The 12,127-nt window shown below is 39.3% G+C and carries 11 protein-coding genes; 1 reads left to right on the top strand and 10 read right to left on the bottom strand.

The window, feature by feature from the left end; all coding sequences use genetic code 11:
* Positions 1–1,713, top strand: a complete 1,713-nt coding sequence (locus tag DXB73_RS03740; protein ID WP_118690192.1) for a M56 family metallopeptidase — start codon at positions 1–3, stop codon at positions 1,711–1,713.
* A gap of 89 nt (positions 1,714–1,802) precedes the next feature.
* Here DXB73_RS03740 and DXB73_RS03735 read toward each other — a convergent pair whose 3' ends face one another.
* From DXB73_RS03735 to DXB73_RS03690, 10 genes are all read right to left on the bottom strand, one after another.
* Positions 1,803–2,876, bottom strand: a complete 1,074-nt coding sequence (locus tag DXB73_RS03735) for a tyrosine-type recombinase/integrase (RefSeq protein ID WP_118690191.1) — start codon at positions 2,874–2,876, stop codon at positions 1,803–1,805.
* A gap of 478 nt (positions 2,877–3,354) precedes the next feature.
* Complete coding sequence (locus DXB73_RS03730; protein ID WP_243103971.1) at positions 3,355–3,723, bottom strand: BlaI/MecI/CopY family transcriptional regulator; 369 nt, start codon at positions 3,721–3,723, stop codon at positions 3,355–3,357.
* A 210-nt stretch (positions 3,724–3,933) separates the two neighbouring features.
* Positions 3,934–4,869: an RluA family pseudouridine synthase gene (locus tag DXB73_RS03725; protein ID WP_118690190.1), complete on the bottom strand. Its 936-nt coding sequence runs from the start codon at positions 4,867–4,869 to the stop codon at positions 3,934–3,936.
* 3 nt (positions 4,870–4,872) lie between these two features.
* The gene (gene lspA, locus DXB73_RS03720) at positions 4,873–5,352 is read right to left on the bottom strand and encodes a signal peptidase II (protein WP_118690189.1); all 480 of its coding nucleotides are present in this window, start codon (positions 5,350–5,352) and stop codon (positions 4,873–4,875) included.
* Positions 5,353–5,528: 176 nt separating this feature from the next.
* Positions 5,529–6,623, bottom strand: coding sequence for a 3-dehydroquinate synthase (gene aroB, locus DXB73_RS03715; protein ID WP_182448190.1), 1,095 nt, complete (start codon positions 6,621–6,623; stop codon positions 5,529–5,531).
* Between the two features lie 92 nt (positions 6,624–6,715).
* A complete protein-coding gene (locus tag DXB73_RS03710) occupies positions 6,716–8,440 on the bottom strand; it encodes a DivIVA domain-containing protein (RefSeq protein ID WP_182448189.1) in 1,725 nt (574 codons plus the stop codon).
* A gap of 12 nt (positions 8,441–8,452) precedes the next feature.
* Positions 8,453–9,262 (bottom strand): YlmH/Sll1252 family protein, encoded by an 810-nt coding sequence (locus DXB73_RS03705; RefSeq protein WP_118690186.1) that lies wholly within the window; start codon positions 9,260–9,262, stop codon positions 8,453–8,455.
* A 2-nt stretch (positions 9,263–9,264) separates the two neighbouring features.
* The gene (locus DXB73_RS03700; RefSeq protein WP_022024690.1) at positions 9,265–9,804 is read right to left on the bottom strand and encodes a cell division protein SepF; all 540 of its coding nucleotides are present in this window, start codon (positions 9,802–9,804) and stop codon (positions 9,265–9,267) included.
* 94 nt (positions 9,805–9,898) lie between these two features.
* On the bottom strand, positions 9,899–10,591 hold the full coding sequence (locus DXB73_RS03695) for a YggS family pyridoxal phosphate-dependent enzyme (RefSeq protein ID WP_118690185.1): 693 nt from the start codon (positions 10,589–10,591) through the stop codon (positions 9,899–9,901).
* A 16-nt stretch (positions 10,592–10,607) separates the two neighbouring features.
* Positions 10,608–11,996, bottom strand: a complete 1,389-nt coding sequence (locus DXB73_RS03690) for an HlyD family efflux transporter periplasmic adaptor subunit (RefSeq protein ID WP_118690184.1) — start codon at positions 11,994–11,996, stop codon at positions 10,608–10,610.
* Between the last annotated feature and the right edge of the window lie 131 nt (positions 11,997–12,127).

The raw sequence follows: 12,127 nt of genomic DNA, 5'->3' as shown, positions 1-12,127 counted from the left end.
ATGGTAGATTTTATGTTATGGTTTTTAGAATCTTCCTTGTTAATATTATTTGTACTGGGAATACGCAAAATATTCAGTGGAAAAATCAGCTATCGTGCTATTTATGCATTATGGCTTGTTGTTGTATTTCGCTTCATGATCCCGGTAAATATTATCCCAACCCCTTTTGGCTTTGCAGATAACATGAAAAAATCGATTGATCATCTTGAGCTAGAACTTTCTACCGCTGCGAATAACCCCGCAGCGATATCGCAAAAAGCACCAAATTTCACGTTACAAAAATCTGCCAACAAAAGCATTGGTGATACAGAAATAACTGCTAACAATACAAAAGACACAACCGTCGAACATAATAATGTTATGACAAACTCTGAAGAAACGCATAGCTTAAATACGCCGCAGAAGCAGGAGAGAAGTCGTGACAACTCACTTTCATTGCTATTACTTGCACTTCCAATAAAGCAAATAGCCATGACCATATGGGGAATTGGAACGGTTCTCTTGTTGTTGTGTTTTGTATTGTCTAATCGACATATGACTAAACAGCTGCGTAAATATCGTGTTTTTATTTCACGAGTTAGCAATCTCGATATATTTGCTGTTGATACTATTCCAACACCATGCTTATACGGCTTGAGACATCCAGCCATTTACATCCCGTCATTTTTGTTGGATGAGCAGGATCCACGCCATATCTCACCAAACGAACTTCGACATATTATTGCTCACGAATCCGTACATTACCAGCATAAAGATTATATCTGGTCGATTCTACGCATGGCATTATTAACAGTCTACTGGTTCAATCCGCTGGCATGGATTGCAAGCAGCTGTTCTAAAAAAGATGCAGAACTATATTGTGACGAAACGGTATTGCAGCAGATTGGCTCGAAACAGCGTTTTGAATATGGTAATCTATTGATCAAACTTGCTACAAAACCAATGATTGGCGGTTTTTGTTATTCCGTTGTACCAATGAGTCGCAAAGGGCGGGAGATGGAACGACGAATCAAAGAGCTAAGCTGTCCACAGAAACGCTACAAATGGTTGATATTTCCAATGTTTCTGTTGCTGCTATTTGGAACAGTCATCACCTGCAGCACGGGCACTGGCTTAGCAGCAAAAAACAAAGCATCAGAAACATCTTCTGCAGCTATAAGCGAGACTTTAGCACAAGTATATGCTCAAAATTTTTATTCGCATAATTTTGTGATGAATTCTTTGTCGGAAAAAAGCTTTGCAGAGCAGGCATTGACTATTAACACCTCGTCCTGCAATCAATCAAATGCCTCCTTCGCAAATGTATTGCTGGCAAGCAACAATGTTTCAAATACAATAACCGTAGAAGATACTATAGATGCCACAGATTATAAACTGTGCGAATCTTTGTTCCGCCGTTATGTTTCCGCATTTACAAATGCTATAAATACCGGTAATACAAAATTTTTAAAAACAGTACTTGCAGCAGATGCATACCATCAACAGAGTTCACTTACCAAAAACTACTACAAACGCGGTATTCGCGAAAATGCTAAATCTTTGGAAGTAACCTCTGAACAGACAACAGATCAAAAAGTGTACGTACTATCCAACGAAAAAATATATGTACGTTATGCAGATCAAACACAAAAACTAATCAAACAACGTTACCGCTATACCTGCGAAAAGATTGACGGCCAATGGTTTATCACAGAAATGTCTGATATTGAATAACCTAAGCTTCCCATACTGGAAGTTGCTGTTCAAACCACATATTGCTTATTATGTCAGTAAAATAATCGCTATTTTGTAACAGATATTGATTACCGCTGCTTCTTTTGGTGCAATTGTACCGCTGAAGCAGCTTGCCGTTTCTTATCATCATCTAATGCCGCATAATGCTTGCGCGTTGTATTTACGTCATTATGTCCCAAGACCTCTGCAACCAAATAAATGTCGCCTGTTTGGCGATATAACGAAGTACCATAGGTGCTTCGTAATTTATGCGGCGTAATATGCTTAAACGTTGTTACCTGACTCGCATATTCCGTTACTAGATTCTCAACGGCCTGTATACTAATACGGCGTCGCTGGATGGAATAGAAGAGTGCATGTTCATGACCTTCTTTCGGAATAATTTTACTTCTGGAATCTTCAATATAATTCATCAAAGCTTCCCGAACTTCTGCTCCAAAATAAACAAACTCCTCCTTACCACCTTTTCGAATAATGCGAATTCGATTATCTCGAAAATCTAGATCTTCAATATCCAGACCAACACATTCAGAAACACGGATACCTGTTCCTAAAAACAACGTAAATATAGCAATATTTCTTAATCGATTTTTTTCATAGTAGGTTTTCTTGATCCCGGTTAAATTATCGCCACCATGTTCCACCAATTCTAATAGTTCATTTACCTCGGAAGAATCCAATCGAATAATTTCCCGATCATGTAATTTGGGCATATCTACAACAACGGTAGGATTATTTTGAAGTTGTCCACGTTTTTGATAATATAGATAAAAACTACGTAAGGAAGCCATTTTACGATGAATACCTCGTTCATCGTTTGTAAATTCCTGTCCATCGTATGTATATAGCTTCAAATATTCCATATATTCCTCAATATCCACCGGCTCTAATTGATCCAAATACGACAATTCTATATCAGAAATTGGCTTGGATGCAAACATTGGATTCGCACTTTGTAAAAAGCGAAAAAAAGTGCGCATATCATAAGCATAGCCAATCCGAGTTTTGATTGATGTTGTCGGTTCTATACCATGAAAAAAATTTTTACAATATTTAGGCAGCTCCTGCAAAAGATCACGCAGCCTATTAATGTTCGTCGCTTTTAATTGCTGATGATATGTTTTTGTACGTTTCGTACCCATAAAAAATCACAAATTCCTTTCTAAGTTTGCCAAAAACCATAAAGCAAACTATAACTTGCAAAGCATTCACAGACGACATTTAACATTGCCAAAAGTCTCATTAAGTGAAAAGGCTTTAATATTCGGAAACATACATATATTATACCCGAAATATGTCGTTTTGACAATATCTTTTTGATAAACTGGGGTTTATCCAAGAGATTGATTTTAGCAAATACTGCTCTTCTCTCTCCATTTTATTATGACAGAAATTTAGAACTCAGACCTTTTGACACCCTAATCTTGTTAAGGAACAAAGAGTCGCTTGCGACTCTTTCACGCTCGAGTGATGCTGTTTACAGCTAACTTCTTCTCCGCGAGATGCACATCCTCGCGGAGCGTTTTTTACTTTATAGGAAACTTCTCGTTTCCTATAAAGTAAAAAAAGATGTTGACAGCTTTCATAGCCTTCAACATCTTTTATCATGTATGTATAAAATTATTTCGGCATTCGCCTGCTGATCGCAAATTCTAACGCAGCCAAATCATCAGAACTTAACTTCTGATTGACCAAATATTCTGTAATAAATTGTGAGACCGATCCATTGTACAATTTATTCAATAAAGCTTTCGTTTCGATTTCCTGCACTTTTTTCTTAGATACGTTTGCTCGACATATAAAGCCAGGATCTTCTCTGGTGATCGCACCTTTTTCGATCAAACGTTTGATTACTGTATAAGTTGTATTTTTCTCCCAGCCAATATATTCTTTGATGATCTTGGAGATATCTTTTGCAGCCAGCGCCTTATTAGACCACAATAACTCCATAACATTTAATTCTCCCTCATGCAAACGTAAATCTTTCATAATCGCTACCTCGTTTCCTGTCGATTTCATCCGACAACAAATTAATTCTACATATTAAGAATAAAATCGTCAATGGCAAAACTGCACAATTAAAGCAGTCTACAATTGTGTAACTTTTAATACTACAATTGTAGACCACAATATCTTTGATTCTACCGATGTAGAAACCACTAATTATAGGCCTTGCCTGACTTAATAAATTACAATTTTTTAGTCTTCTTTTAGTTTTTTCAGTAATTTTTGAAAATAATCCGGCAATGGAGCGTCAAATTCCACATATTTCTTAGTGGTTGGATGGATAAAACCCAGTGTTTTTGCATGAAGTGTCTGTCCTGTTAATGCGTAGGGACTCTTCTGTGGTCCGTACACGGTATCTCCTAAAATCGGGTGTCCGATACTGGACATATGAACACGGATCTGATGAGTACGGCCTGTTTCCAAATTGCAGGCTATATAATTAAATTTTCGATTTAGATGATCTAATACCTGATAATGTGTAACTGCCGGCTTTCCGTTTTTTTCGTTGATCGCCATTTTTTTGCGATCAATTGGATTCCGTCCTATTGCACCTGTTATTGTGCCTTGTTCTTCTGATAAATTATTCCATACGATGGCATGATAGGTGCGTGTAATAGAATGGACCGCCAATTGTTCTGCAATAAATTGATGTGCCTTGTCATTTTTGCAGACTACAAGCACTCCTGTAGTATCTTGATCGATACGATGAACAATTCCCGGTCGCATCACACCGTTGATCCCGGAGAGCGAATCTTTACAATGGTACAAGAGTGCATTAACCAACGTCCCCTCATAATGTCCCGGTGCAGGATGTACCACCATTTGTTTTGGCTTATTTACAACAATAATATCCTGATCTTCATATAAAATATCAATCGGAATATTTTGTGCTATAATGTCCGGTTCACGAAGTTCTTCAGGCTCAAAGTAAACCTCATCATGTTCCATCACTTTATAACTGCTTTTTACTGCCTTACCATTTATCAATACTCTTCCATTTTGAATTGCTTTTTGAAGTGCTGCTCGCGAATAATCCGATAGCATTTTTGACAAATATTTATCTAGCCGAAGTCCTATCACATCTTGATCCGTTACTCGAAAGCAAATGTTTTCATTCCTGCCTGACATAGCTCACCTCGCAAAATCTTCTTCTTTGTAATAAAATAACAATAATAGTAATGCGATCACGGCTCCGACCACAACATAACAATCTGCAACATTAAATACAGGAAAATGAATCAATGAAAAGTAAAAAAAATCGACAACATATCCCCGTGCAAAGCGATCGATCATATTACCAATTGCCCCAGCTGCGATCAAAACAATGGCACTCTGCAGCGGTCTCCATTTCCTGCCACTGCCCATCTTGCAATAAAAATAACACAGCCCACCAAATATGCTAAGAGTGACGATCAATAATAAAACTCTTTGATTTTGCAAAATTCCAAACGCAGCGCCTCTATTTTCTAAATATTCCAATTGAAACACTCCGGGAATAAGCATAACATCCGGATGTCCCTGCAAAAAATGCACAGCAAGATATTTGCTTCCCTGATCAATTGCCAGCAAAAGAAACAGGGCAATCACTCCTAAAACATGTTGTCTTTTCATTCTTGTTCCTCATTTCCATCTATACAAAATCAGTTGATTATGTTGTAATTACTGCGTCTACCACCTACATAAACTCTTATATATGATTATGCCGCAAATTACCACAGCCAACACTCATGACTATTTCTTCAATTGATTACGCTCATGATTACGCTCACGTTATTTCTTTCGCTGGGTCACGCCGTAATCACAGCATCAAGTGCCTGAGATAGCTCTTCATCGGTGACATCATCTGTCATTACTGCATTTCCAAGGTCATCCAACAAAATAAAACGAATCTGCCCTGCATTCATTTTTTTATCATTCTTTGACACACGAATAATATCTTCTTTTGTTAAGCCTTCAACTGTTGTTGGCAACTGCATCTGCTGGATCATCTCACAAATAGTTCGATACTGTGCTTCTGTAATCATATTTCTCAAATAAGATAAATACGATGCTGCAACCATACCGATGGCAACACATTCTCCATGAAGAAGTTCAAAATTCTTTAATTTTTCAATGGCATGACCAAGGGTATGACCAAAATTCAGCAGAGCACGCTCTCCCTGTTCCTTCGGATCATTTTCGACAACTTGCCGCTTGATATCACAACTTCCGTAAATAATCTCCGCTAATGCGGATAAGTCTCTATCATTCAATGCCATAATATTCTTTTGAATGGTATCAAAATAATTCATATCCTTGATCAATCCATGTTTAATAATTTCACCAAACCCCGAAAAATATTGTTCTTTTGTCAATGTCTTCAATGTAGAAACATTCATATAAACTGCCGATGGCTGATGAAATGCACCTACCATATTCTTATATCCACGGAAATCAACGCCGGTTTTTCCGCCAATACTGCTATCTACCATAGCAAGTAGAGAAGTCGGCAACTGGATAACACGAATCCCTCGCAAATAAGTTGCAGCAGCATATCCGGTCATATCACCTACAACACCACCACCAAGCGCAAGCAAAATGTCTTTGCGATCAAAATGTGCCTTGATCAATACTTCATATAAATCTTCAATGACATCCAACGTTTTCGAAGATTCCCCAGCCGGAAATGAAAATACGCAAACATATGCAGCTGCCTTTTGGGCAATAGTCTTCACTTTTTCTGCATAATGAGCTCCCACTGTATCATCGGTTACAATACATATTTTATGCGACTGAAGTGCAAAGTTCTGTAATACCTCTTCTAATCCATCATAATTGTCTGCCAAAGTAATATCATACAAGGGTTTGCCATCATAATGTACTGTCATTTTTTGTTTTGTCATAGTAAAGAACCTCCATGTTTGCATTCTCTATTCCACAAAAGGAAAGAGGGCTTATTCGGCCCCCTCTCGCATTCATATAAGAATCATTGTGATTATAATTCCGGATCAATAAAACTGAATGGATTGGCATCCATTGCAGGAGCCTGAGGCTGCGCTGTCGGTGCCGGTGTAACACCCGGTGTCTCAAACATTCCACCAAGATCCATTAATGGATCATCAATAATGCCATTACTTGCTCCGTCTGCTGCTGGTGCCGGTTCAGCCGCTGCAGGTGTCTCCGCAACAGTTTCCATTCCACCGATCAGATCGTTTGTATTGAACATATCTGCTCCACCGAGAAGATCATTCGCTGCCGGTTCTGTTCCACCAATCAGATCATTGGCTGTCGTTTCGCTGCCACCGATCAGATCGTTTGTAGCAAACATATCCGTTCCACCACCAATCAAGTTATCGGCTGCCGGCTCACTACCACCGATCAGATCGTTACCACCAAGAATGTCATTCGGTACCGGCTCACTCGCTACAGGCTCTGTTCCACCGATCAAGTCATTGCCACCAAACATATCTACTCCACCGAGCAAATCGTTTGCTACCGGTTCACTTGCTACAGGCTCTGTTCCGCCAATCAGATCGTTATTAGCGAACATATCTGCCCCACCGAGAAGATCATTCGATGCAGACTCACCGCCACCAATCAATCCATTATCCACTGGAACTGCTGGTTCTTCAGCAGGCGTTGTGATCCCAGGAATATCCATCAGCATCGGATCTGCCGCCGGCGTTGATGGTGCAGTTGCCTCTACAGTCGGAATATCTAAGCCCAAATCTAGGGAAACTGAACTTCCAGCCTCTGTTTGTGCAGGTGAATCCGATGAAATGTCTAACGATATATCACCTACCGGTGACATATCTACGGATGAAACATCCAAACTAACTCCATTATCCTCCGCTGCAGGTGCTGTATCCGATGTAATATCTGAAGATACATTCAGAGTGATTCCCTCATTCAAGGTACCAGCTACCTCCTGCTCTGCATTAACTCCTGCAACATCAGCGATCGAACCTGTTGCGCTTTCTGTATTGTCTGACGGAAGATTGCTAAAAGATCCCTCTGATGAAACCGGAACTGTAAAGGATACCGGTTCAACAGGCACTTCCTCAACCTTAGGTGCATCAGCATTATCATCTGGCAATTCAACAAATGGAGCCGGAGAACCAATATTGATCGGAATGATTCCAGGATCATCCATTACCATATCAGCACTTGGCGCCTCATTCATCAATTCCTCTAATTCAGGAACAAAAATAGAAAAGCTCTCGCTGTCCAGCATCTCAATCTGTGCCTCTGCAAGTTTCTTAAACTGTAATCTATAATTTTCATAGCTCTGTACCAGTTTACGCACATGATTTCTTGTTTCTTCCAACTCACGATTAGCTTTTGCTTTTGTAATCTCCGTTTGTGCCTGTGCCTCTCTGCGCAGTGATTCAATCTCTGCTTTAGCCTCTCTTGTCATTGCTTCTGCCTTTGCAGTTGCTTCAGACATAACAGAGTCGGCCTGTGTCTTAGCAGCCTCCTGTGTTTCTGTCGATGTCTTCTCAGCAAGCACCAGAGCCTTCTGGAGTGTGGATTCCATTTTCTTGTAATACTGGATTCCCTCACTCAAAGAACTGATCTTCTCTTTTAAGCTTTGATTTTCTTTGTACAACTCCTCATAACTGCCACGAATTTCCTCCAAAAAGTCATCTACATCCTTTTTGTCGTATCCTCCCATCTTCGATTTAATTTCTCGATTCTGGATATCAATTGGTGTAAGCATACTCATACCTCCCTAAATGTATTGTTGTACCATGATGTGATATCTTCCCTTTTTTGATCGTACACCTGTCTGACGAAATCGGTATTTTCCATATCCTCTGACAGATATAATATCTCCTTCTCTCAGAAGTTTTGCATTCTCAGTACAACACTTTCCGTTAATATATATATTGCCATCCCGGATCAGTTGCAACCCCTGTGTACGCGAAGTGCGAATTGCAACTGACAACACTGCATCTAACCGCGGCGTTGTTACGCTTCCCGAAATGTCTTTATATTTTTGTTCCCAGTGGAGTTGGTTTAATGGGATACATTCTGTCTTCACGGTAGTATGACGGATTCGATCTAATTCCAAGATCAAACTCTCCATATTGGATTTACAAAAAACATATCCAACGGCCGCCGAAGCACCTTCCGGTCCCTCCATCCGTACAAGAATGTCTCCTATCTGATCTCGTTCCAATCCCATCCCCATGACCGTCCCCAAGTAGTCACGATGTGTCAATGCTTCGCCAAACTTCCGGTTTACCGGTGCGATCCTGATACATGATATAGGAAACTGTGTATCAGATATTCGATTCATATATTCCGGTGGCATAAACATAAGAACTCGACGATCAGCCTCTTCATATCCTCCATAAGAATATAATGGCAGTTGTTCCGCATGTGTATCCGGATATAATTCTGCCAATGCCTGACAGGCTAACTCCTGCTGTGTGATCGTTACGAAATCACTATAAACACAAATTCCACGTTGATATGCCATATTGCCCAAATCACGAAAACGCTTGTATAATATTTGGTCTTCTTTTGAACGTGGCATTCTTAAAATTCCTTATTCAGCGTCGGGATATTAAATCCATCTCCCTCAGCCATATTTTTAATATAATCGCCTGATATATCAATATTTTTAGGTGAAAACACAAATATGTAACGGGAAACCTGACGCATATTTCCGGAGATTGAAAAAATACAGCCGGAAATAAAGTCCATAATACGCTGTGCTTCCATAATATCAATGCCCTCGAGATTAACAACGACAGGCTGTCCATCCATCAAAACTTCGCACACCTGCTGTGACTCTCCGAAATTACTTGGCTTGATAATACATACTTCCAAACCATTTGGTGCCGTACGAATAGGAACGACCTTATTGGTCGATGTCCGAAAACTGGTTCGTTTCGGCTGTGGTGCCGGCTCATCATAATCATCAAAAGATGGTGCTTCCTGTTTAGCAGCTCGCTTCTCCTCTCGATAGCGCGGTCTTACTTCTTCTTCCTCAACATAATCATCCGCAAAATCGTCATCATAATCTTCATCTTCCGGTGCAAGTTTGAACCAATTTAAAATTGAATCAATTCCCATGTTATAACCTCATTTCTGTATGAAGAACTTCATACATATATTTTGTGCTCAAACAATCTCTGTGATCATAAAATATCTATCATACGCTGATTGCTTAAACAGCATAATTCCTTTCTCCGAAAATCCCGGTACCAACGCGCACATGAGTTGCACCTTCTTCAACAGCAATCTCGTAGTCGTTGGTCATTCCCATAGAAAGAACATTCATATCAATATTATCAATGTTTTTCGCACTAATGTCAACTAACAATTTGTGTAATTTATGAAAAATCGGACGATTTTCTTCTGGTTTTTCGACAAATGGCGCTATCGTCATTAAGCCTCGCACATGAACACGTGGCAATTTGGCAATCTGTCGGATCAAACTCTCGGTTTCTTCAGGCTTGATTCCAAATTTACTATCCTCACCAGCAACATTAACTTCTACTAGAATATTTGCATGAACGTCCTTTTTCTCACATTCTTTTTCGATTGCCTCAGCCAAATGGAGCGAATCCACGGAATGGATCAAACCGGCTCGTCCAACCACATATTTCACTTTATTCGTCTGTAAATGTCCGATGAAATGCCATTCCAGATTTTTAGGAAGCGCCTCATATTTTTCTTTCATTTCCTGTGCTTTATTTTCACCAAACTGTGTTTTACCGGCATCTATCGCTTCCTCGATCATCTCGATCGGCTTTGTCTTACTCACAGCGATCAGCGTAACCTCTTTCGGATCACGCCCACTGCGTTCGCAAGCTTCATTAATCTTTTGCTGTACCTTGATCAAATTTTCACGTACCATAGTCTTTCATTCCTTTCTAATATATGATCTGATTTTCTTTCATCAGCTTTGGATTCAAAATAATATGGTCATATGTTGACAATCCATATACCGTATTATTTTTTGCAATTGTATATTCTTCATTTTCATACAATTTGTCAATCAATTGAAAGCGGCAATACCCTTGATTACAATTATATACGCCGTTTAACGTGTCTGTCTGTGACAGCGTCGTTTCTTTCGACGAATCAGTAGCCTTACGGATCACCGTGCCTGCCTCAAAGGAATCCTTGTCAATATACGCCATATCGTTATCATCGATGTAATAAACATCAATTGCCACAAGCTTATTATCGGTAACCGAGTTTAAATAATAAGTGCCGTTATCATCGTTTGGTCCATTTGATAAATACTCCTTCGGGAATACATAGCATTCCTTTTTTATAATGGAGGAATTCGGTATTTTCAAGCCTTGCGCATGATTGAATTCAATATGAACATCAATATAACGATTTTCCAAATATTGGATCATATATTGATTAAGATCTAATTTGGCATATTGCCCGCCGTTGCTTGTATACGTCGTTACCGGAACACTCATCGACAGATCATCTTTTTGCAAGGTGATCTTAATCTGCTTCTGTCCGCTAAGCTTTTGAAACTGTTTGCTTGTAAGCGGCAATATGATCGACCAATTTTCACTTTTTACAAGCTTATATACGTTCGTCCCACTCGCTGCCTTAGAAGAAGGACGAAGCTGTTTCCAATGATCTGTCGTATCCTTAAAATAATCTTCCTTAACATCCTGATAGGAAACATTTTCCATTCCATCCGTTACAAACGACACAACACCTGTCTGCTTTGCCTTGACAACTTCAAAGCCAACCGCCTGATCGGTATTATCCTTAATCAGCTTCTGCAATCGAGATTCGAAATTAACGGTTGAAAGCTGCAACACGGTATTATCAATATCATAGCGAAAATTTGATATTTTGTTATAGGAAGACAACGTAAAATCTTCACGAAAATTAGAAATGCTGTCGCGTATCTCTCTAGTATCCTGCGCACTAAGCTCCACACTTCCAGTATCCATCTCCGACAATTTCTGTGCAATGTCTCCTGTTCCATCTACTGAATATACATTTGTACGCAGACCAACACGATCACCTTCGCCCACATAGTAATTAATGTATCCGGCCTTTTGCGTATTCACCAATACTTCGTCTCGTAAGATCAATCCGCGGATCGTTTCATCATCTGCAATCTGCGTTTCGTTCACTTCATAGATAGATAGATGATCTTTTGTCATGGACATAATAAACATAACTAAAAGATACAGTGAAAATAAGCAGAGAATAACTCCAAGGGTTTTAGATCTGCGTCGTTTCATCGATACGATATTACCTGTTTTTTTTCTATTTGCCATGGAGTTGTCACCTCTCTTCACATTCTCACTTTATTTTTACAAATTACTCTTTATTATAATCTTTTTTGTAGATTTTGTCCATATTTTGACGCTTATGTATATTTTTCCAATAAAGATTAAAGCAACAATGA

It is taken from the genome of Clostridium sp. OM05-6BH, from assembly GCF_003481635.1.
GTDB lineage: Bacteria > Bacillota > Clostridia > Lachnospirales > Lachnospiraceae > Butyribacter.
This window is presented reverse-complemented; position numbering and strand designations above follow the sequence as displayed.